The sequence below is a fragment of the Enterococcus sp. C63 genome (genome assembly GCF_040887215.1).
Classification (GTDB): Bacteria; Bacillota; Bacilli; order Lactobacillales; family Enterococcaceae; genus Enterococcus_B; species Enterococcus_B hirae.
Map to the genome: position 1 here is coordinate 121,258 of NZ_JBFOFI010000005.1, position 23,086 is coordinate 144,343.

The 23,086-nt window shown below is 37.2% G+C and carries 23 protein-coding genes and 1 pseudogene; 22 read left to right on the forward strand and 2 right to left on the reverse strand.

The window, feature by feature from the left end; translation table 11 throughout:
* The first annotated feature begins 1 nt into the window (after position 1).
* The 8 genes and pseudogenes from AB3H90_RS08985 (at position 2) to AB3H90_RS09020 (ending at position 5,986) form a co-directional block, all read left to right on the forward strand.
* Positions 2–496 (forward strand): dihydrofolate reductase, encoded by a 495-nt coding sequence (locus AB3H90_RS08985; RefSeq protein ID WP_368016595.1) that lies wholly within the window; start codon positions 2–4, stop codon positions 494–496.
* A 231-nt stretch (positions 497–727) separates the two neighbouring features.
* Positions 728–1,570 (forward strand): DegV family protein, encoded by an 843-nt coding sequence (locus AB3H90_RS08990; RefSeq protein ID WP_010719545.1) that lies wholly within the window; start codon positions 728–730, stop codon positions 1,568–1,570.
* 145 nt (positions 1,571–1,715) lie between these two features.
* Positions 1,716–2,609, forward strand: coding sequence for an SGNH/GDSL hydrolase family protein (locus AB3H90_RS08995; protein ID WP_368016596.1), 894 nt, complete (start codon positions 1,716–1,718; stop codon positions 2,607–2,609).
* Entirely contained in the window at positions 2,609–3,310 is a 702-nt protein-coding gene (locus AB3H90_RS09000) for a YpmS family protein (RefSeq protein ID WP_010719543.1), read from the forward strand. Before AB3H90_RS08995 ends, AB3H90_RS09000 begins: the two co-directional genes overlap by 1 nt.
* A 29-nt stretch (positions 3,311–3,339) precedes the next feature.
* Positions 3,340–3,857: pseudogene (gene msrA, locus AB3H90_RS09005) on the forward strand (peptide-methionine (S)-S-oxide reductase MsrA).
* Positions 3,854–4,075, forward strand: a complete 222-nt coding sequence (locus AB3H90_RS09010; protein ID WP_010719473.1) for a YozE family protein — start codon at positions 3,854–3,856, stop codon at positions 4,073–4,075. Before msrA ends, AB3H90_RS09010 begins: the two are co-directional and overlap by 4 nt.
* Positions 4,076–4,196: 121 nt before the next feature.
* A complete protein-coding gene (gene lepB, locus AB3H90_RS09015) occupies positions 4,197–4,748 on the forward strand; it encodes a signal peptidase I (protein WP_010719472.1) in 552 nt (183 codons plus the stop codon).
* Positions 4,749–4,972: 224 nt separating this feature from the next.
* Entirely contained in the window at positions 4,973–5,986 is a 1,014-nt protein-coding gene (locus AB3H90_RS09020) for a lipoate--protein ligase (protein ID WP_094940792.1), read from the forward strand.
* Between the two features lie 91 nt (positions 5,987–6,077).
* On the opposite strand, the gene AB3H90_RS09025 is transcribed toward AB3H90_RS09020, so the two are convergent.
* On the reverse strand, positions 6,078–6,476 hold the full coding sequence (locus AB3H90_RS09025; RefSeq protein WP_010737374.1) for a VOC family protein: 399 nt from the start codon (positions 6,474–6,476) through the stop codon (positions 6,078–6,080).
* A gap of 343 nt (positions 6,477–6,819) precedes the next feature.
* Here AB3H90_RS09025 and AB3H90_RS09030 point away from each other — a divergent pair, with 343 nt between their 5' ends.
* From AB3H90_RS09030 to AB3H90_RS09085, 12 genes are all read left to right on the forward strand, one after another.
* Positions 6,820–7,266 carry a LytTR family DNA-binding domain-containing protein gene (locus AB3H90_RS09030; protein ID WP_368016597.1) on the forward strand — a complete coding sequence of 149 codons (447 nt, stop codon included), beginning with the start codon at positions 6,820–6,822 and terminating at the stop codon, positions 7,264–7,266.
* Positions 7,263–7,694, forward strand: a complete 432-nt coding sequence (locus tag AB3H90_RS09035) for a hypothetical protein (RefSeq protein ID WP_368016598.1) — start codon at positions 7,263–7,265, stop codon at positions 7,692–7,694. The genes AB3H90_RS09030 and AB3H90_RS09035 overlap by 4 nt, the downstream gene beginning before the upstream one ends.
* 668 nt (positions 7,695–8,362) lie before the next feature.
* Positions 8,363–9,223: a ribosome biogenesis GTPase YlqF gene (gene ylqF / locus AB3H90_RS09040; RefSeq protein WP_010719467.1), complete on the forward strand. Its 861-nt coding sequence runs from the start codon at positions 8,363–8,365 to the stop codon at positions 9,221–9,223.
* Positions 9,216–9,983 (forward strand): ribonuclease HII, encoded by a 768-nt coding sequence (locus tag AB3H90_RS09045; protein ID WP_010719466.1) that lies wholly within the window; start codon positions 9,216–9,218, stop codon positions 9,981–9,983. Before ylqF ends, AB3H90_RS09045 begins: the two co-directional genes overlap by 8 nt.
* 61 nt (positions 9,984–10,044) lie before the next feature.
* Positions 10,045–10,902: a DNA-processing protein DprA gene (gene dprA, locus AB3H90_RS09050; RefSeq protein ID WP_368016599.1), complete on the forward strand. Its 858-nt coding sequence runs from the start codon at positions 10,045–10,047 to the stop codon at positions 10,900–10,902.
* A 120-nt stretch (positions 10,903–11,022) separates the two neighbouring features.
* The gene (gene topA / locus AB3H90_RS09055) at positions 11,023–13,101 is read left to right on the forward strand and encodes a type I DNA topoisomerase (RefSeq protein WP_368016600.1); all 2,079 of its coding nucleotides are present in this window, start codon (positions 11,023–11,025) and stop codon (positions 13,099–13,101) included.
* Entirely contained in the window at positions 13,070–14,443 is a 1,374-nt protein-coding gene (gene trmFO / locus AB3H90_RS09060; protein WP_051092533.1) for an FADH(2)-oxidizing methylenetetrahydrofolate--tRNA-(uracil(54)-C(5))-methyltransferase TrmFO, read from the forward strand. The genes topA and trmFO overlap by 32 nt, the downstream gene beginning before the upstream one ends.
* Before the next feature lie 282 nt (positions 14,444–14,725).
* Positions 14,726–15,625 (forward strand): tyrosine recombinase XerC, encoded by a 900-nt coding sequence (gene xerC, locus AB3H90_RS09065; RefSeq protein WP_010719462.1) that lies wholly within the window; start codon positions 14,726–14,728, stop codon positions 15,623–15,625.
* Positions 15,626–15,664: 39 nt separating this feature from the next.
* Positions 15,665–16,213, forward strand: coding sequence for an ATP-dependent protease subunit HslV (gene hslV / locus AB3H90_RS09070; protein WP_010719461.1), 549 nt, complete (start codon positions 15,665–15,667; stop codon positions 16,211–16,213).
* A 12-nt stretch (positions 16,214–16,225) separates the two neighbouring features.
* Complete coding sequence (gene hslU, locus AB3H90_RS09075; RefSeq protein ID WP_010719460.1) at positions 16,226–17,626, forward strand: ATP-dependent protease ATPase subunit HslU; 1,401 nt, start codon at positions 16,226–16,228, stop codon at positions 17,624–17,626.
* Between the two features lie 15 nt (positions 17,627–17,641).
* A complete protein-coding gene (codY, locus tag AB3H90_RS09080; RefSeq protein WP_010719459.1) occupies positions 17,642–18,433 on the forward strand; it encodes a GTP-sensing pleiotropic transcriptional regulator CodY in 792 nt (263 codons plus the stop codon).
* Between the two features lie 202 nt (positions 18,434–18,635).
* Positions 18,636–19,511: an aldose 1-epimerase family protein gene (locus tag AB3H90_RS09085; protein ID WP_034700304.1), complete on the forward strand. Its 876-nt coding sequence runs from the start codon at positions 18,636–18,638 to the stop codon at positions 19,509–19,511.
* Positions 19,512–19,674: 163 nt separating this feature from the next.
* Here the strand turns inward: AB3H90_RS09085 and plsY are convergent, their stop codons facing one another.
* Positions 19,675–20,313, reverse strand: coding sequence for a glycerol-3-phosphate 1-O-acyltransferase PlsY (gene plsY, locus AB3H90_RS09090; RefSeq protein WP_010719457.1), 639 nt, complete (start codon positions 20,311–20,313; stop codon positions 19,675–19,677).
* 103 nt (positions 20,314–20,416) lie between these two features.
* Here plsY and AB3H90_RS09095 point away from each other — a divergent pair, with 103 nt between their 5' ends.
* Complete coding sequence (locus tag AB3H90_RS09095; protein WP_368016601.1) at positions 20,417–20,851, forward strand: CoA-binding protein; 435 nt, start codon at positions 20,417–20,419, stop codon at positions 20,849–20,851.
* 199 nt (positions 20,852–21,050) lie between these two features.
* Positions 21,051–23,075, forward strand: coding sequence for a DNA topoisomerase IV subunit B (parE, locus tag AB3H90_RS09100; protein WP_368016602.1), 2,025 nt, complete (start codon positions 21,051–21,053; stop codon positions 23,073–23,075).
* The last annotated feature ends 11 nt before the right edge of the window (positions 23,076–23,086 follow it).

The window sequence follows — 23,086 nt, forward strand, 5'->3', positions numbered from 1 at the left end:
AATGTTAGCTGCTATCTGGGCACAAGATGAAAATGGGTTGATCGGTAAAGAAGACCAACTGCCTTGGCGATTACCCAATGATATGAAGTTTTTTAAACAAATGACTGAAGCGAATACTTTAGTTATGGGAAGAAAAACATTTGAAGGTATGGGAAGTCGTCCGTTACCTAACCGTCAAACAATCGTGATGACAAGAGATCGTGATTACCAAGCTGACAATGTCATGGTTATGCACGAGATTGAAGAAGTATTGGATTACGCAAAGGAAAACGATGGTATTTTGTTCGTTGCGGGAGGATCAGCTATTTATAAAGAATTTCTTCCTTTTTGTTCGGTGCTGTATCGCACAGTCATCCATCATTCTTTTACAGGGGATACTTATTTTCCAGAAGTTGATTGGGATCAATGGTCATTAATCAATATCAGCCAAGGGGAGATGGACGAAAAAAATCCTTATGCCCATCAATTTGAAACATATCAACGAAAAAGAAAATAAATAACCAATGAAAAAAGGTATTTCCTGAAAGCTTGTTTAGCACATTTTGGGAAATATCTTTTTTAATAAAGTTGAAATGATCAATACCACATCTTTGGATGAAAACGGAATCGTTCGTAGAGGTATTTAATGAAAAAACGTCTGTTGTCTGTTATACTTAAAAAAGAAATTGCCTTTATTAGTACTTGTTGTAAACCAAAAGGCATCTTGTTAAAGGAAGAGTGAGATAGTATGACAAATGTAAAAATCGTAACAGATTCTTCTTGTACAATGGAAAAAAGTGTGCGAGATAACTTAAATATCCAGGTGATGCCGCTAGCTATCATGATCGATGGCGTGGTCTATCCTGATGACGATCAATTAGGTGGAGAAAAATTCATGGATATGATGGCTCAAGCTAAATCATTACCAAAAACGAGTCAACCGCCAATCGGTGAATTTATTTCAACCTATGATCAACTTGGCGAAGATGGCAGTGAAGTTATCTCGATCCATATGACTAAAGGTTTGAGTGGAACGGTTGAAGCGGCCCGTCAGGCAAGCAATCTGACTAAAACGAAAGTGACTGTCATCGATAGTGACACAACCGATCAGGGGCTCTCCTTCCAAGTGATCCGTGCTGCTGAACTTGCACAAGCAGGAAAAAGTGCTGATGAGATTCTTGAAGAAATCAAAAAAGTACAAGAAAATACAAAATTATATATTGGGATCTCTACATTAGATAACTTAGTCAAAGGTGGGCGCATTAGCCGAGCAACTGGTTTATTGTCAAGTGTATTGAACATACGTGCCGTGATGAATTTCACTCATGGAGAGTTGATCCCAGTTGCTAAGGGTCGAGGAAAGAAAACCTTTGACAAATGGTTCAATAATTTGAAGAAAGAATTAAAAGAACTACCAAATGTTCGGCAAATTGGGATCTCTCATGCAGATGCTCAAGAGCTTGCTCAAGAATTTAAAGAAGGACTACAAGAATTATTTCCTGATATGACGATTCCTGTTCTACACACGAATCCAGTTATTGCAACACATACGGGGAAAAACGCCTTTGCAATCATGTATTACGTTGACTAAATCAAGAGGATAAATCATTGGTCAGTTAGCCATTGATTTTATCCTTTTTTTCTTTATAATAATTCTTATTTTTTTCAGAAACACTACCTTTTTATTTTAATTTTTGATAACATAAGAAACAATCGAATAATATGAGGTGAATGATATGAAATTAACAAAACGACAACTATTGCTCGTTTTGTTCCCATTACTTATCGCTATATTTGTATATTTAGGACTATCTTTATCGATTCCAAAAGCTAAACCGCTATTAAAACCAGCAGCGACAGTTAGTCAAAAGACGGATCAAAAAGAAAAAATCCATTATGTAGCTATCGGCGATTCGTTAACTGAAGGAATAGGAGATCAAACGAAACAAGGTGGTTTTGTTCCATTAGTAGCCAACGATTTAAAAGATCGCTATGATCTGACTGCTGTTGAAATTGAAAACTATGGGGTAAACGGTGAACGGAGCGATCAAATTTTAAAACGGCTCAAGAAAAATTCAGAGATTCAAACAAACATTAAATCAGCTGACTTTATCACTTTGACAGTGGGCGGAAATGACTTAATGAAAGTGATTCAAAACGATCTATTTGGGATCAGTATCCAATCATTTAAGCGACCATTACAAAAGTATCAGAAAAATGTTGAACAACTGATCGAAGAAATTAGGAAGTTAAATGGTCACGCACCGGTTTACATCTTAGGTATTTATAATCCATTTTATTTGAACTTCCCTGAGATTAAAGACATGCAGACGATTGTGAACAACTGGAATGCGGGGACTGAGTCTGTTGTCAAAAATGCGGACAACTGCTATTTTATCCCAATCAATGATTTACTATATCAAGGGTTAAACCAAAAAGTTGGCGTAACTGAAGGAGGAACGAATCAGTCAAGTACTAGTGAAAGTACGTCAAATAGCAAAAATAATGTATTGTATGAAGAAGATCATTTTCATCCTAATAACTTAGGCTATCAATTGATGGCAAATGCTGTACGAGATGAATTAATTGAAACGCAAGACCAATGGTTGCCAAGGGAGGATCAGAAATAATGGAAAAACGCTCAAAAAAGGTTTCGACAGAAACGAATACTGAAATTCAAAAGAAAAATTATTGGAAATGGGCTTTTTTGATCCTTTTAGGGGTTGTTCTTGGATCAAGCATCTTTTTAGGTACTCGGATTTTTGCGAATCGAGAACCGGATTTTGCTAAGGTGCCAGCGATCACCCAAAGACAAGGAGATCCAGTCTTGACCATCAACACCAATAAAGAAAAGGTCAATCAAATGATCAGTTTTTTCTTGACAGATTATCAAAAAGACCAAGGTATTCAATATAAATTTTATCTTGAAAATGAAGCGATGTTGAATGGTACGTTTGAAGTATTAGGATTTCCAATCAACTTTTATCTGTACTTTGATCCATATGTGATGGAAAATGGAAATGTCCAATTAAAAGCGAAAAGTCTTTCGATCGGCACATTGAGTTTACCGATCAAAGATATCATGAATATGATCAAGCGAAATTATAAGTTGCCTGATTGGATTGAAATCAATACGGATGATTTGACGATCATGCTACGTTTAGATCGCTTCCGTATGCAAAATGGTATGTACATCAAAGCAGATAAAATTGATTTAGTGAATGATGACATTCGTTTTAGTCTATATCTACCTAAAGAAACTGGTGAAAAGACAACGAGCAATAAAACGACAAAGAATACTGATACCACCGACACGAGTGTAACGAAGTAAACAGTGGGTCATTGATGGGAGAGAGAAGGATGGAAAGAGCAATTTTTGCTGGAGGATGCTTTTGGTGTATGATTCAGCCTTTGATACGCTACCAGGGATTCATACGATCATGTCTGGCTATACAGGTGGACATGTGCCATCTCCAACCTATGAACAAGTCAAATCTAAAACGACTGGTCATACAGAAGCGGTAGAGATCATCTATGATCCAGAGAAAATATCATATCAAGAATTAGTGGAAATTTATTGGCAGCAAACCGATCCAACGGATGCATTTGGACAATTTGAAGATCGTGGCGAGAATTATCGGCCGGTTATTTACTTTACGACAAATGAACAGAAGAGAATCGCGGAAGAAAGTAAAAATCGATTAGCGGCTAGTGGTCGGTTTACAAAACCGATCGTGACCACGATTGAAAAAGCACAACCATTTTATTTGGCTGAGCCAGAGCATCAAGATTATTATAAAAAAAATCCTGAAAATTTTGAGCGAAACCATGCAAGAAGAGCGGCTTTCGTCAAAGAAAACTGGGAGGAAAGAATGTGAATCAAAGCTTCTATCATTATTTAATGACTCTTCGTGGCGGTAAACAAGCAGATCAACAGTCTGTTTTCGCCACAGAAGCAGGAAAAGATATCCAGTTTCCTAAACATAGTACGAGTTATGAAGAAATTTCCGATTATCTAGAATTGAATGTGGATTATTTGTCATCTATGGATATATTTGATGAGGTGTGGGAAAAATATTTAGAAAACAGCCATTGATTCTGCGTTTGTTTTCTTCATTTTTTAGAAAAGATCAAAAAGGAAATATCTAGTCGCATTTTTTGTTTTTTTTTTCTATAATAGAGAAAGATCGATAACCTTGAGAGTGGAATGATGGATATTGACAAAAAAACAACGCTATATCGACCGTTTTTGGCTTATAATCAAATATATACTTTGCTCCATCTTGATCGCTTTTATTTTAAGAGGATTTCTTCTTATTCCAGTGCCAGTGGAAGGTAATTCGATGGAAAACGTCTTGAAACAAGGTGACATGGTTGTAATGGAAAAATTTTCTGAAATCAGACGGTTTGACGTAGTTGTTTTTCAATTGGCTGATGGAACGATTTATATCAAACGAGTGATCGGGTTGCCAGGAGAGACAATTAGCTATGAGAATGATCAGCTGAAAGTGAATGGAAAAGTGGTCGAAGAACCTTTTCTAACGAAAAATAGAAAGTCAGATCATGAAAGTAGTCCTTATACAACGGACTTTACTCTGGAAGAATTAACGAATAAGACAAAGCTGCCAGCCGACAGTTACTTTGTTTTAGGGGACAATCGACGTGTTTCGAAAGACAGTCGCTCCTTTGGTATGATTACAGGAAGCGAAATATTGGGTAAGGCTCGCTTTGTTTACTATCCTTTGAACGAGATAAAATGGATTGGGTAAAGAAAAGAGATCATTCAGGATGATTTCAAGGCGCTAATGCCACCGCTAATTTGTTTTAGAGTGAAGAGGGAAGCGACCTCCAAAAGTTAGATTTTCTGTTCTAACTTTTGGAGGTCGCTTTTTTACTTAATTAAAAGAGTACAATTAAGATATAAAATGAACTAATTTCTTGCCATTTTATGTTCTAAAAGAGATGATAGGAGAAAAAGTAAGAAGGGATAAAAGTGCGTTATCATATCATGGAAAGTTTAGATATTCGGAGAAATCTAGCAACAGAAGAATATCTTATGAACAATTTTGACAGTGATGAACCTTTGTTTTTATTATATATTCAAAAACCTTGTGTGATTATTGGACGAAACCAAAATAGTTATGAAGAAATCGATCTCAAGTATTTAAGGAAAAACAACGTGACACTCACTCGGCGAACCTCAGGTGGAGGAGCTGTATATGATGACTTAGGAAATCTAAGCTTTAGCTTTGTGACCAGCAAAAATGCAATGAAATTTGGTGAATATGAATCCATTACCTCGCCTATTATCACAGCATTAAGAAAAATGGGCGCAACCAAAGCAGAAGTTGGTGGACGTAATGATATGTATATCGAAGGAATGAAATTTTCTGGTAATGCCATGTATACGAAAAAAAATCGGTTATACTCACATGGTACATTAATGTATGATGTTGATTTGTCCGTTCTTGATAAAATTTTGACGGTTTCCAAAGAGAAAATTGAGTCTAAAGCAACGAAATCAGTAAAAAAAAGTGTGACGAATCTGAAACCATTTTTAAAAGAAAAATATCAATTTGAAAAAACCGCTGACTTTAGAGATGCACTGATTTGTGAAGTCTATCAGGTCGATGATCTGCAAGAAATTGAAGATAAAAGGGTAGATTTGACGAAGAAAGATGAACAAAACATTGAACAAATCGTCCAGAATCGTTATGCTAATGATGATTGGGTCTATGGTGAAACACCAAGGTTTTCGGTGAAACGCAGAATCAGGCTCCCCAAAGTTGGAATTGTGGACGTCCGTTTGTCGACACTGCATGGGAGAATCAATGAGATTCGTTTTTATGGTGATTTTTTTGGACAAAAAGATGTAAGTATTCTTGAACAACAATTACTTGGTCAAAAATTTATTTATGAAGAAATAAAAAACGCATTAAATGATATGACTGTTTCAGATTATATCTTTCATTTTAATAACGAAGATCTACTAGCACTACTATTTTAGTCAAACAAGCCAAAATAAGTGCATAGGAGACCAAGATAATTTATCTAAAAAAGCCTTCCATCTGTTTTTCTAATGGAGGGCTTTAAAAAATTTACATTTTCATCCAGACAGGCTCTAATGTATTTCCATCTAAATCTTGGACTTCAAGTGAAAACATTTCTTCTTCAGACATGCCCATATCGACTTCATGATAGCTTCCGCCATTTTCTTTCGCCGTATTCGCAAACTTTTTAACTTCATCCGCATTTGCTACGCTAAAAGAAATCAAGGCGCCACTTGTTTTTTTATTATCTGCGATTTCTTTGTCTTTTAAGAATTTTTTGTAAAAACCGTGAGAGAGTAACATGATCCAAAATGTGTCGTCCCAAACCACAGCGCTTGCTTCGTCAGTTGAAAATTCTTCATTTTTCTTAAAGCCCAATTTTTCATAAAAAGCAACAGACTTGTCTACATCTTCAACGGGGAAATTAACAAAAACCATACTGTTCATTTGTACCTCTCCTTTCTTTTATCCTATCATCTATTAAAATGTAAACGTTGTCAAAAGATGCGTGCTGAAAGAATTCTTCTTTACAGTTTTATAAACGTTCATTGAATATATTTATCGGCAGAATACTAGAAAAAACGATTAAACCCAATCGAATGTCGTTCATCATTAAAGACAGGAACATTCTTCATTTGAAGAAGCAGGGTACACCTGAATAGGGAGGAAGTATTGAAATGTTTCCTATCTCTTGCAATCTTCTTGCGAAAAAGTGCAACCTCATGGAAAGGAATTGAATATGGTATGCGTACGGCTTAAACTGAGAGTATCAAAGCAAGGAGGAGAAAATTTGAGAATAAAATTTGGAATTGATAATCACATTGCACAGGATACAGTGAAGGTAACTACCCATTCTTCTTGCGAAAAAACGTGGGGGAGAATAAAAGAAGCTATTCTGACTACGGAGCAAACAATCGTAGTAATTGATGCAAAAACAAATAAGAAAGTTTCCAGGCTATTAAGTGATGTCTCCTCAATCGAGTCAAAAGAACAGATGTGTCATGTCATTTTTACATCAAATGAGAGGTATCTATTAGCTGTACGGTTAAAAATAGTTGAGAAGCAATTTACAAGTTACGGATTTGTGCGGATCAACATTAGTACGCTGGTTAATCGATCTTTTATTAAAGCTTTTCGTTCTACGGATAATGCACGGGTTGAAATTGAAATGAAAAATGGTTCTAAATTTATTGTGAATCGTCACTATGTAAAAAAATTTAAGGAGATGTGGGTATGAGTAAACAGATAAAACATAATTTTTTTCAAACGTTCTCGTTAAGCAGCATCTGGTTGATATTTATAATAACAAGCTTCTTTGCGAAAGGACAGATGATCCATGTTTATTTTCTTTGGCACGTAATGGGTGTTAGTCTAGTTTGTGCATTAGTCTTTGGTGTGATGTATGATGTGCTTTGGAATCATCTTACGCTGAAACCAGTCAGTAATATTTTGATTGCGACTGTTGGAAATACAGTTGCGGGTTTAGCGATTTTCAATTTGCTTTCATTCAAACTGCCTTTGGCAATTTCACCAATTAATCTTTTGGCAATTTATCTTATTTTAAATTTGATCTTACACACCATTGCTTTTTATCTATACGCAAATAATGAGAGCAAAAAGCAAGCAAGAGCATTAAATAAAAAAATAAATAACTCAATCGATTAAACGTTAGAAAGCAAGTTGGAAGTTTTCCACTCATTTTTAACTGAAAAAGGATAATCGATAGTGGATGATTCCAAAACTCAGAATCGATAATAAAGTGAAAAAATATCTAAAATTATATTGAGTAATGGATCACGAAGAAGTCTTAAAGGATGTGTTATCTCACCAATTTGTAGCATGGAGGAATCAAGAACCCAGAGAACGGAAAATGCCAAAATGAGAGTGCGATTAGTAGGGAAATATGATAAAATACGGAACAGGCGCCTTTTTGTTATTTATAATGATGTATTTTCTTTTTATTAATAGTAATAAAAGTACAAAACATGTTTGATAAAGAAAAATACCCTAAGGCGTTGAGATTTAGTATCATGATAGAAGGATTATTCTGCCGAACCACTGGTGAATAAAAAGCGGTATCCACTTTAAAAAATTGTAAAGTCAGGATAAATGCATAAAAATAATCGCTGATCTTAGGTTCATGGTAGTATGGATAGTTGCAGAGCTGCTTTTGAAAGAGTCTACCCAATAATTGTTTTGAATAATATAAGGAAAATGAGCCTAATCAACTTACTTGATGGTAGTAGACTTGTATGCATAGATTTACTAAGGTTAAATATGATAATGTAAGAATAAGGTTTGAAATCCTTATATGAAAGGAATGAATTTATTCTATGACGATCCAATGGTTCCCAGGGCACATGGCAAAAGCCCGTCGTGAAGTTTCTGAGAAAATGAAATATGTCGATATCGTCTTTGAATTAGTCGATGCACGATTACCTTTGTCTTCACGTAATCCAATGCTTGATCAGATCATCCAACAAAAGCCAAGGTTGGTATTATTAAATAAAGCTGATCTAGCAGACCCCCAACAAACGAAGTTATGGCAAACGTATTTTCAACAACAAGGTCATCAAGCATTAGCGATTACCGCTCAAGAGAGTAAAGGGATCAAAGCGTTGATTCCAGCAGCCAAAGAAGCACTGAAAGAAAAAAGAGCACGTGATGCCGCTCGAGGGATCAAACCACGAGCAATCAGAGCCATGGTTTTAGGTATTCCAAATGTCGGGAAGTCAACATTGATGAACCGCTTAGTTGGAAAAAAAATTGCGCAAACAGGTAATAAACCTGGTGTGACAAAAGGACAACAATGGTTGCGCCTAGGTAGCGAATTAGAGTTATTAGATACGCCAGGAATCTTATGGCCTAAATTTGAAGATGAAGAGATCGGTAAAAAACTAGCACTAACCGGAGCCATTAAAGACCAGTTAGTTCATTTAGATGATCTCGCTATTTATGGCTTAGATTTTTTCGCTCGATACTATCCAGGAAGAATCGCAGAGCGCTATCAGTTGCCAGAAGAAGCAGAACAACAATTAGCACCTGAATTATTGATGACGATTACTGCAAAGCGTGGCTATAAAGATGATTATGATCGTGGTAGTGAAGTGGTAGTCTTCGATATCCGTCAAGGAAAACTTGGGCGTTACACGTTAGATCGATGTGAAGAAATGGGGAAAACAAGCGATGAGTGAATCGATCCAAAGTATCAAGGAACGATTAAAAACAGTGACGTCGTTAACTGATCCCTTCATTGCCGAACTAAAGCAAGATCAGCGAAAAGGGGTACAACAAGCGCTTCTATCCTTTGAGAAACAAGTAAAAAAAACGGCATTGATCCAAGAAAAATATTTGGAAATGTCATTATTTGAGAATCAGGCATATGAACAAGGATATGAATGGATTGCGGGGATTGATGAAGTAGGGCGTGGGCCTTTAGCAGGGCCAGTAGTAGCGGCCGCTGTCATCCTACCTAAAGACGAACCGATCCTTGGATTAAATGACTCGAAACAATTATCAGAAAAAAAACGAGAACTGCTTTATGACCAAATCCAACAAAAAGCACTTGCTATCGGTATCGGCATCATTGATGAAAAAAAGATTGATGAGGTCAATATTTATGAGGCAAGCAAACTAGCAATGATCCAAGCTGTAGAAAAGCTGGCGATACGTCCAAATTATCTCTTAATTGATGCCATGACACTGGATTTGCCAATCCAGCAAGAAAAATTGATCAAGGGAGATGCTCGTTCAGTTTCTATTGCGGCAGCAAGTATCATTGCAAAAGTTTATCGTGATGATTTAATGAAAAAATATGATGAACTATATCCAGGTTATGGGTTTGGCCATAATGCTGGTTATGGAACGAAAGAACATCTACAAGGCTTAGCAACACAAGGAATTACCCCTATTCATCGACGCTCTTTTGCACCGATAAAAAATTATTTATCTTAAGATGTTTGACCGTCTCTTGCGTATTTTATTTAAAAGTAACTTCGAGAGGCGGTTTTCGTTCATGGATCAGATTGAAGGATTTTTACTTAAATTAGCTTATGCGAAAGGAATTAGCAGTCAAGGAAAATGGGCGGTTGTCCAGGCTTTATTGGAAGCTCAAACATGCGAGTTGTCTTCTTATGAAATCATTGAAATCGCAAAAATTGTTCGTCATCGAGAAAAATTTCAAGAAAGTTGGCGGCAAATCAATCAAAATTTTGCGAAATTGAAAACAGCTCAGTCATTCATTACTTGTCTTGACCCGTGCTATCCCCCGCAACTTTTTCATCTTGCGACACCACCGATTCTTTTATTTTATTCTGGTGATCTTTCACTACTAAAACAAAAGATGCTCAGTGTGGTTGGGGGCAGGAAAACCTCGGTCTTGGCAAAAAAAGTTGTACATGAACTTTTAACTCCGGTCATAGATGCTAACTATGTCATCGTTAGTGGCTGTGCCAAAGGAATCGATACATACGCACATTTGGCTGCGATTAAAAATACTGGAAAGACGATTGCGGTAATCGGTACAGGAATTAAAAAAGCCTACCCAAAGGAAAACCAATTTCTTCAAGCAGAAATTGGAAAAAATCATCTTTTACTTAGTGAATATCCACCATACGAAGGACCAAAACAATACCGCTTTCCCATGAGAAATCGAATCATTGCTGCTTTGTCACAAGGCACTTGTGTCATTGAAGCAAAGCAAAAGAGTGGTTCTTTGATAACAGCACAACAAGCGTTAGAAATCGGTCGAACTGTTTTTTCTGTACCTGGAAATATTTTGACACAATACTCAACTGGCTCCCATCAACTAATTCAAGATGGTGCTGTTTGTGTGATTTCTGGTGAAGATTTATTGTTCGAGTTGAAAGAATAACAGGAACTTCTCATTTGATTTTCTTGACAAACGTTTTCTGAATGGATATGATAAGCTACGATTTGTATGAGTCCGCTTAATATAGTAGGAACATGTCAATGGAAAGGAGTCCATTCAGTAATGGCATATAAATATTTAGTGATTGTGGAATCACCTGCAAAGGCCAAAACCATTGAAAAATATCTTGGTCGTAATTATAAAGTAATGGCCAGTGTCGGTCATATACGTGATTTACCTAAAAGTAAAATGGGAATTGATGTCGAAAACAACTATGAACCCCATTATATTTCAATTCGCGGAAAAGGCGATGTGATCAAAAGTTTAAAATCAGCAGCAAAAAAAGCGCAAAAAGTTTATCTTGCAAGTGACCCGGATAGAGAAGGGGAAGCAATTGCTTGGCATTTAGCCTATTTACTAGGTTTAGATTTATCAGAAAAAAATCGTGTGGTTTTTAACGAAATTACTAAGGAAGCGGTAAAAGCAGCTTTCAAGGAACCAAGAACGATCGACGTGGATTTAGTGGATGCCCAACAAGCAAGACGGGCGTTAGACCGCTTGGTGGGCTACTCCATCAGTCCAATCCTATGGCGCAAAGTCAAAAAAGGATTAAGTGCTGGAAGAGTACAGTCTATTGCATTAAAAATTATCATTGATCGTGAAAAAGAAATCCGTGATTTCATTCCAGAAGAATACTGGAGCATTGACGGTAATTTCAAAAAAACACGTAAAAAATTTAAAGCAAACTTTTGGGGAGTTGATGGCAAGAAAAAGAAATTGCCTGATGCCCAATCCGTAAAAGAAGTTACTGATCGTATTGATGGACCAGATTTCACCGTTCAAAAAGTTGAAAAGAAAGAACGGAAACGAAATCCAGCAAACCCATTTACTACGAGTAGCCTACAACAAGAAGCTGCTAGAAAATTGAATTTTAGAACACGGAAAACGATGATGGTTGCGCAACAATTATATGAAGGAATCTCCTTAGGTAAGCAAGGGACTGTAGGTTTGATCACATATATGCGTACCGATTCAACACGGATCGCTGAGACTGCGAAAGCAGAAGCGGCTACCTTCATCGAAGAAACTTACGGGAAAGAATTTTCTAGTCATGCACAACGTAAAATTAAAAATGCGCAAGGTGCGCAAGACGCCCATGAAGCAGTTCGCCCGACAAGTGTCCTACGTACTCCTGAGGAAATCAAACAATATTTAGACAAGGACCAATTAAAACTCTACACCCTTATTTGGTCACGATTTGTTGCTAGTCAAATGACACCAGCGATATTAGATACCATGAAAGTTACCTTAGAACAAAATGGCGTACTTTTTATTGCGAATGGCTCTAAAGTTAAATTTAAAGGGTTCATGCAAGTCTATGTTGAAGGCAGAGATGATGGGAAAGAAGATAAAGAAAATATCTTACCAGAACTAGCACAAGGGGACATTGTTCAATCAGTGGACATTGAACCGAAGCAACATTTCACGCAACCGCCAGCAAGATTCAGTGAAGCAACTTTAATCCGTGCTTTGGAAGAAAATGGTGTGGGACGTCCTTCCACTTATGCGCCAACGCTGGATACGATCCAACGACGTTACTATGTTAAATTGACACAAAAACGCTTCGAACCAACTGAATTGGGTGAAATCGTCAATTCTTTGATTTGTGATTTCTTCCCCCAAATCGTCGATATCCATTTTACCGCTGAAATGGAAGGTGATTTGGATAAAATTGAAGAAGGAAAAGAAGCATGGATCGAAGTGGTGGATCGTTTCTACAAACCATTTGAAAAAGAACTGACCAATGCAGAAGAAAAAATCGAAAAAATTCAAATCAAAGATGAACCGGCTGGATTTGACTGTGATATTTGTGGGCATCCGATGGTTATAAAATTAGGAAAGTATGGTAAATTTTATGCATGTAGTAATTTTCCTGATTGTCGAAATACGAAACCAATTGTTAAAGAGATCGGTGTGACTTGTCCAGTTTGTCATGAGGGTCAGGTGATTGAACGCAAGTCTAAGAAAAACCGAATCTTTTACGGGTGTTCACGTTTTCCAGACTGTGACTTTACTTCTTGGGACAAACCAGTAGGTCGAAATTGTCCGAAATGTGACCAGTATTTAGTTGAAAAGAAAGTCAAAGGCGGAAAACAAGTCGTATGTATCAATGGCGACTATGAAGAAGACATTCAAAAATAAAATGAGAAGAGGTCTTTATTTGAAAACTGTTAATGTAATAGGTGCAGGATTAGCTGGAAGTGAAGCAGCTTGGCAAGTCGCTCAAGCAGGTGTTCCTGTTCGTTTATACGAGATGCGCCCAGTGAAATCAACAGAAGCACACCATACAAGTAATTTTGCAGAGTTAGTCTGTTCCAACTCCTTGAGAGGGAATAGTTTAGCAAATGCAGTAGGTTTATTAAAAGAAGAAATGCGACGGTTAAATTCAGTCGTGATCACTTCAGCTGATGAAACAGCTGTTCCAGCTGGCGGTGCCTTAGCAGTGGATCGGGATTCTTTTTCTGAGACGATCACACGTAAAGTCAAAGAACACCCGCTAGTAACAGTCATCAATGAAGAAATCACTGAAATTCCAGAAGGGATCACGATCATTGCTACTGGTCCCTTAACCTCTCACCCGTTAGCTGAAAGTATTAAAGCATTCAATGGTTCTGACGGATTCTATTTTTATGATGCAGCAGCACCAATCGTAGACAAAGCAACGATCGATATGGATAAAGTCTATTTAAAATCACGTTATGATAAAGGGGAAGCAGCTTATCTAAACTGTCCAATGACTGAAGAAGAGTTTAAAGCATTCCACGAAGCTTTAACAACAGCTGAAGTAGCCGAACTTAAATCATTTGAAAAAGAAAAATACTTTGAAGGCTGTATGCCGATCGAAGTGATGGCTCAGCGTGGCTTTAAAACAATGCTGTTTGGTCCAATGAAACCAGTTGGATTAGAAGATCCCAAAACCGGTAAACGCCCTTATGCGGTGATCCAGTTACGTCAGGACAATGCCGCTGCCTCATTGTATAACATCGTTGGTTTCCAAACGCACTTAAAATGGGGAGAACAAAAACGGGTTTTCCGTATGATCCCAGGTTTAGAAAACGCAGAATTTGTCCGTTATGGTGTAATGCACCGCAACAGTTTTATGAATTCACCAGAATTATTGAAACCAACTTATCAATCAACGAAGCGTGAAGACTTGTTCTTTGCAGGACAAATGACTGGTGTGGAAGGTTATGTTGAAAGTGCAGCTAGTGGTTTGCTTGCAGGGATCAATGCTGCTCGTTTAGCTAAAGAAAGTGAGCCGATTGAGTTTCCACGAGAAACAGCGATTGGGAGTATGGCGTATTATATTACACATGCTGAAGGAAAACATTTCCAACCAATGAATGCGAATTATGGTTTGTTCCCTGAATTACCAGAGCGCATTCGTGACAAAAAAACACGTTATGAAGCGATTGCTCAAAGAGCACTTCAGGCAAATGAACAAATAAAAAAAGAATTAATTGATGAAGTAACAGCTCAGTAACATGAAGTGAGCCCGGGACAAAGGTGTTCCGGGCTCTTTACTAGGCATAAAACAAATATACAACACATCTTTTATTTGCAGTGTTCCAAAAAAATTTTTTTCTTTTGGTAAAAAATGAGTAAATATCAGATTAAAAAAAAGGTCGTAATCTAAGAATTTTGTCAAATTAATTGTTTCAATTGTGAACAAACTTAGAAATATTGATTAAATTCTGACAATTTATTTGTTTTTTTAATTTTGCTATGCTAAATTTATCTCTGGGATTAAAAGGAAGGTGATAAAATGCTAGAACAAACGTGGAAAGATAAGTTTTTGCGTTATTTAATCGTGGAACGTGGTTACTCTGAAAAAACACGAGAAGCATACGAGGAAGACCTCACTAATTTTGAAAGATTTCTTACAGAATCAGGAGAGGATGATTTATTAAAAATCAATCACTTAGATGTTCGAGTGTATTTAAGTTACCTAACTGATGAAAGATATAGCAGAAATTCGATCAGTCGTAAGATTGCAAGTCTGCGCTCTTTTTATCAATACCTTTTAAAAGAAGAAGTGATCAAAGAAAATCCTTTTTCTTATGTCCACCTAAAAAAGAAAAATTTGAAACTACCTCGCTTTTTTTATGAGAATGAAATGCAAGCATTATTTGACAGTGTCAAAGGAGAAAAACCTTTAGATTTGAGGAACCAAGCGCTATTAGAAGTTCTTTACGGTTCGGGCATTCGATTAAGCGAGTGCAGTAATTTGAAACTAGCAGAAATCGATTTCGACTCCGAAGTCATGTTGATTCATGGTAAAGGGAATAAAGAACGGTATGCACCACTTGGTTCATTCGCACAAGATGCCTTACAAGAGTATTTTGAAAAAGGGCGAAAGGTGCTGATGGATAAATACCACAAGAGTCATGACTATGTTTTTGTGAACCATCATGGTGAACCAATTACGCCAACAGGGATCGAGTATGTATTGAATCAAGTGATTAAAAAGAGTAGTTTAGATAGTTCGATCCATCCACATATGCTGCGGCATACCTTTGCTACACACTTGCTGAATAATGGTGCAGATATGCGGACAGTTCAAGAGCTGTTGGGTCATGCTAATCTATCTACTACACAGATCTATGCTCACGTGACAAAAGAAAGTTTACAAAAAAATTATCGCTCGTTTCATCCAAGAGCGTAATAGAAAAGGATCAGTAATCTTAATTGGGAGGAAATAACTATGGTAGAATCACAATTTCATTCAACGACGATTTGTGCCGTTGAAAAAGATGGAAAATTTGCAATGGCAGGTGACGGTCAAGTTACAATGGGCGAATCCGTGGTGATGAAAGGAAGCGCAAGAAAAGTCCGTCGAATCTATAATGATGAAGTCATCGTAGGATTTGCTGGAAGTGTCGCAGACGCATTTACATTGGAAGAAAAATTTGAAGGCAAATTAAATGAATACAATGGTAATTTACAGCGAGCTGCAGTGGAATTAGCGCAAGAATGGCGGACACAACAGTCCATGCAAAAACTAGAAGCAATGTTGATCGTAATGAATGAAAAAGAAATGTTATTAGTTTCAGGTACTGGGGAAGTGATTGCACCAGATGATGGAATTTTGGCCATTGGTTCAGGAGGGAATTTTGCATTAGCTGCTGCTCGGGCAATGAAGAACTACGCACAAAATGACATGAGTGCCAAAGAAATCGCAGAGAATGCATTGAATATTGCAGCAGACATTTGTATCTTTACAAATCATAATATTATTGTGGAAGAATTATAGAGGTGAAGAAGAATGTATGAATTAAAACAAACACCAAGACAAATCGTTAATGAATTAGATCAATATATCATTGGACAACAAGCAGCTAAAAAATCAGTTGCGGTCGCTTTGCGCAATCGCTATCGCCGTTTACAATTAGATGAAAAAATGCAACAAGATATCACACCTAAAAATATGCTGATGATCGGACCAACAGGGGTAGGGAAAACAGAGATTGCTCGTCGATTGGCAAAAATCGTCAACGCTCCTTTCGTGAAAGTAGAAGCAACAAAATTTACAGAAGTAGGTTATGTTGGTCGAGATGTGGAGTCGATGGTTCGTGATCTAGTAGAAAATGCGATCCAGATCGTTGAAAAAGAACAATATAGCCGTGTATATACTGAAGCTAAGAAAAGAGCAGAAAAACGCCTAGTAAAAGTGCTGGTTCCTGGGATTAAAAAAGAACAAAAACAAACAGGAAATCAATTTGAACAAATGATGAATATGTTCAATGTTGCGCAACAAAATACAGCAGAACCGCAAGAAGAAGTGACTGAAGAAATCCGTGTCAATCGGAAAACGGTTCTAGAACAATTACAAAAAGGTTTACTTGATAACCGTCAAGTAACAATCGAAATAGAAGAACAAAAGAAACCAGCTCCGATGATGAACAATGGTTTGGAACAGATGGGCATTGATTTAAATGAAACATTAGGGGCGCTAACACCGAAGAAAAAGGTTGAGCGCACGTTAGCAGTAAAAGATGCACTTGAACTGTTGATCAAAGAAGAATCAAGTAAACTAGTCAAAGATGCTGACATCCATAGTGAAGCCATTCAATTAGCACAATCAAGCGGGATCATTTTTATTGATGAAATCGATAAAATCACTTCAAAATCACAACAATCTGGTGAAGTATCACGTGAAGGCGTCCAAAGAGATATCCTGCCAATCGTTGAAGGTTCACAAGTGAACACGAAGTATGGAGTTATCCAAACGGATCACGTCTTATTTATTGCTTCTGGTGCCTTCCATTTATCAAAACCAAGTGATTTGATTCCAGAATTGCAAGGACGGTTTCCAATACGTGTAGAATTAGATGATTTAACTGCAGATGACTTTATTAAGATCTTGACTGAACCAAACAATGCACTGATCAAACAATACGTAGCATTGATTGGCACAGAAAATGTTTCAGTTATCTTTACGAAAGAAGCAATTGAGAAAATCGCTCAAATCGCTTATGATGTAAATCGCGATACAGACAATATCGGAGCTAGACGTTTGCACACGATCTTAGAAAAATTGTTAGAAGACTTATTGTTTGAAGCACCTGACATGCAAATGGGAGAAATCACGATTACGGAAGCATATGTAGAAGAAAAATTAGGTTCGATTGTAGCAAATGAAGATTTAAGTCGTTTTATTTTATAAAATCGGAGGAAGAAAATGACGGATTTATTAACAAAAACCCGCAATATCAACAAATTATTACAACAAAAAAATACTTTCGATCTGCGAGCTGATTTACCTTACGATAAAATGGCTGTGACATTAGGTGCTATTTTAGATAGTAATGTCTATATCATTAGCAGTGAAGGAGTCTTATTAGGCTATGATGAACGTCATGATGTCAACAATGAACGGATAAAAATGATGTTTGTTGAAAAGCAATTTCCCGATTCTTATACTGACACAGTTGATCAATTGAACAAAACGGAAGCCAATATTCCGATCAGTAGTGAAATGACTGCTTTTCCTTTTGAAGCAAGAGAAAAATACCCATTTGGTTTGACGACAGTAGTCCCTATTTTTGGTGCTGGCGAGCGGTTAGGAACCATTATTTTATCAAGGATGGAACAAGCCTTTACCGATGAAGACCTAGTGTTAGCTGAATATGGTGCGACGGTAGTCGGTATGCAGATCCTTTATCAAAAATCACGTAGTATTGAAGCGGATGTCAGAAGTGCAACAGCTGTCCAAATGGCGATCAATACTTTGTCTTACAGCGAATTGAAGGCAGTTCAAGCGATTTTCGATGCCTTAGAAGGCGATGAAGGACGTTTAACAGCATCCAATATTGCGGATAAAATTGGGATCACTCGCTCAGTGATCGTCAATGCATTACGTAAATTAGAGTCAGCTGGGATAATTGAATCACGCTCCCTTGGGATGAAAGGGACGTATTTAAAAGTTCTAAATTCCAGATTCAAAGAGGAATTAACAAAACACAGTTACTAAAAATCTATGACCGATTGATTAGATGAATCTATTCAGTAGGAACGAAGTAAACAAAAAGAGTCTCCTTTAGGTTTTCTTTTCGCTGAAACACACGAGTAATGCCAAGGATGATTCAAATACTTCTTGTTGGAAAAAATAAGAATAGCTTAGGACCTGAGACTAGCTATCTCAGGTCCTAAGATTTAACGGTGGAGGAATTATAATGACTGTAATCATTCAAAATGATCAATTGATTGCTGAAATTGCTGAACATGGAGCAGAATTGGTCAGTTTAAAATCAAAGGATAATAATCTTGAGTATATTTGGCAAGCTGATCCAGCGTATTGGGGAAGACATGCGCCCGTTTTATTTCCATTTGTTGGAAGATTAAAGGATGACCAATACACGTACCAAGGAAAGACTTATTCAATGGGGCAACATGGCTTTGCGAGAGATATGGATTTTGAAGTAATCGAACATGGTCAAGAATTAGCCAGCTTTTTGTTAAGAAGCACACCCGAGACCAAAAAAAATTATCCTTTTGATTTTGAATTAGTGATTTCTTATGAATTAGGTGGAGATGGGATCACCGTTCATTATCAAGTGGCTAATACTGGAGAAGAAGAAATGTTCTTTTCGATTGGGGGTCACCCAGCCTTTAATGTTCCTCTGGAAGAAGGATTGACTTTTGATGATTTTTATCTTGCGTTTTCACCTAAAAAATCACGTTTGCGTTTACCTTTAAGTGGGCCATATATCGATATGGAACAAAAAACACTTGGACAAACAAATACCAACCTTGCATTAGTACACGATCTTTTTGAAAATGATGCACTAGTATTTGAAACGAAAGGATTGAACGCTTATGCCATCCGTAGTGAAAAATCTAGCCACAGTGTGACATTGAGTTATAAAGATATGCCATATGTTGGGATTTGGTCACCTTATCCAAAAGAAGCGCCTTTTGTTTGTATCGAACCTTGGTGTGGTATCGCAGATACAGTAAACAGCTCGGGAGAATTGATGGAAAAAGCTGGAATCAATCAACTAGGCGCACATGAAATTTTTCAAACAAAATATTCGATTACGGTAAAATAGTGGTTATCCTAAAGTTGTTTGATTTCAATTAATCAGAGGAAATCAGGTATAATGATTCATGTTTCCTTTATTTTGCTAATCGTTTCTTTTCGCTTCTTAACGAATCAATCATTTAAAAGCTAAAAAAACAGTTGGCTGATTAGTCAACTGTTTTTCTCTCAGGTCAATTTTTTTTCTTACTACTATTCAATCCGAAGGGGATACGACTTTCTGTATGGTTTTTGATTCGTAGGATATTCTCTTTATGGCGATAGAAAATAAAGGCAGAAACTAAAAATGCAATGATCGTCAATAGCCAGTTTTGCTTAGGCAAGATACCAGGTGCGATGTAAGGAAGGATAATCGTTGATAAAGTGATCAAAGTTGCACTGATCATACTTGTTAAACTTACCATACTAGTACAAAAGAGCGTAACAACGAAGATGATACTGGAATAGATAAAAAATAGAGGATTGAATCCAAGTAACATTCCAGCACTTGTTGCAACTGCTTTGCCTCCTTTGAAGCCAGCGAAAATAGGGAACGTATGACCTAAGATCGCACAAACACCAAACCATAGGGGATTAATGGTTGTAACGTGGAAAATAACTGGTAAGCAAGTTGCCAAGGTTCCTTTCAAGATATCCATGAACAACACAATTGTACCTGCTGTTTTTCCTAAAACTCTAAAAGTATTGGTGGTGCCAGTATTTCCGCTACCATGTTGGCGGATATCTTTTTTGAAAAATAATTTACCTATCCAAACCCCCGAAGGAATCGAGCCTAGAAGATAGGCAAGTACCAATAATAAAATTAATTTCATTGTTCTACCTCTTTCAATTTGAAACTAATGTTTATTTTAGCATGAATAAAGTACGTGAACAATTGGAAATACTTGAAAGAGTGAACGAAAGGGAGTATTATTTATGTCATTTGAAAATCCAACACAAGAAAAAATCTTCGATTATTTAAAAACAGCAAAAACGATTGCAATTGTTGGTTTGAGTAATAAGGAAGAACGAACAAGTTATCAAATTGCTCGATTTCTGCAAGAACGGGGATATCGTATCATTCCGGTGAACCCATTATTAGCAGGAGAGATCATTTTAGGCGAAAAGGTCTATGCGTCGCTACAGGAAATCCAAGAACCGATCGATATTGTGGATATTTTTCGGCGTAGTAAATTTTTGCCAGAGGTAGCTGCTGACTTTTTACAGACTCAAGCAAAAGTATTTTGGGCGCAATTAGGAATCGCAAATGAAGAAGCAGCAAACAAGCTTCAATCAGCAAATCGCAAAGATATCGTCATGGATCGTTGTATAAAAATCGAGTGGAACAATATGAACGAAAAAGATAACTAAATGTTTGCATTTTAAATAACATGAAATATTTAATCGACAAGACAAAAGCGAACAATAGGATAAAAAAGATGGTATTCTCAAAGGTTAGTTAGTAATTAAGTTTTAATTCTTTCCTAACCTCTTTTTTTTCATGCGTATTTCTAGTATGATTATCGTGATGCGGTTTTAACCGTAAAGTATTATTGAAGGAGCGTTTGCCTTGGCAAAAAAAGTAAAGAACGAATATAATGATGCATCGATCCAGGTTCTTGAAGGATTAGAGGCAGTTAGAAAACGACCAGGAATGTATATCGGGTCAACGGATAGCCGGGGCTTACATCATTTAGTCTATGAGATCGTTGACAATGCGGTTGATGAAGCTTTATCTGGATATGGAAATGAAATTGATGTAACCATTCATGAAGACAATAGTATCACTGTGACAGATAGCGGTCGTGGTATGCCAGTTGGGATGCATGCTTCTGGTATCCCCACAGTTGAAGTGATTTTTACTGTACTACATGCCGGCGGAAAGTTCGGTCAAGGAGGATACAAGACCTCAGGGGGACTACACGGTGTCGGAGCAAGTGTGGTCAATGCTTTATCAAAATGGTTGGTTGTTACAATCGTCCGTGATGGGATTGAATACCAACAAAAATTCAGCAATGGTGGTAAGCCTGATGGTACACTGAAAAAAATCGGGAAAACCAAGAAATCCAATGGAACGACAGTTCATTTCTTACCAGATGACACGATCTTTTCCACTACTAAATTTTCTTATGATATTTTATCTGAACGTTTGCGAGAATCAGCTTTTCTTTTAAGAGGAGTAAAAATCACACTTTCTGATCTGCGTGGTGAAGAACCAATTAAGGAAGTTTTTCACTACGAAGAAGGGATCAAAGAATTTGTTGACTACCTAAACGAAGAAAAAGATACATTGACACCAGTTGTTTATTTTTCTGGTGAAAAAGACGGTATCGAAGTCGAAGTTGCTTACCAATATAATGATGGATATTCAGAAAACGTGTTGTCATTTGTGAATAATGTCCGAACGAAAGATGGAGGCACCCATGAAGTCGGTATGAAGTCAGCAATGACAAAAGCCTATAATGAATATGCTCGAAAAGTGGGCTTACTGAAGGAACGAGATAAGAATCTCGAAGGTAGTGATTTTAGAGAAGGTTTAGCAGCTGTTCTCTCCATTCGAGTACCTGAGAATCTCTTACAATTTGAAGGGCAAACAAAAGAAAAATTGGGTACACCAATTGCCCGTACGGCAGTAGATAATGTCATTGGAGAACAAATGGGCTTTTATTTACAGGAAAACAGTGAAATGAGCCAAATGTTAGTGCGAAAAGCAATCAAAGCCCGAGAAGCTCGTGAAGCTGCCCGAAAAGCCCGAGAAGAAAGCCGTAATGGGAAAAAACGTAAAAAAGGCGAATCATTACTTTCAGGGAAACTGACACCTGCCCAATCGCGAAATCCGAAGAAGAATGAGTTATACCTCGTGGAGGGAGACTCTGCTGGTGGTTCAGCAAAACAAGGAAGAGACCGTAAATTCCAAGCCATCTTGCCTCTTCGTGGGAAAGTGATCAACACTGAAAAAGCAAAAATGCAAGACATCTTGAAAAACGAAGAAATCAATACGATGATCTATACGATCGGTTCAGGTGTTGGACCTGAGTTTTCAATTGAAGATTGCAATTATGACAAAATTATTATCATGACCGATGCGGATACCGATGGTGCGCATATTCAAGTGTTATTACTGACATTCTTTTATCGTTACATGAAACCATTGATCGAAGCAGGAAAAGTGTATATCGCATTACCACCGCTTTATAAGGTTTCTAAAGGTCAAGGAAAAAAACAAGTGATCGAATATGCTTGGACAGATGATGAATTAGCAGCGACCATCAAAAAAATTGGTAAAGGCTATATGTTGCAACGCTATAAAGGTCTTGGAGAAATGAATGCAGAACAACTGTGGGAAACTACCATGGACCCAGCCTCTCGAACGTTGATTCGCGTGAGGATAGATGATGCTGCTCAAGCGGAACGTCGCGTGACGACATTAATGGGGGACAAAGTTGAACCTCGCCGAAAATGGATCGAAAATCATGTGCAATTCACGTTAGAAGAAGATGGTAGTATCTTAGATAAAAAAGAAGATATTGAAAATACAGCTACGTCCAATGAATTGTTCGATGAAGAGAAACAATCTGAATTAGTAGAAGAATAGGAGGTCACCTA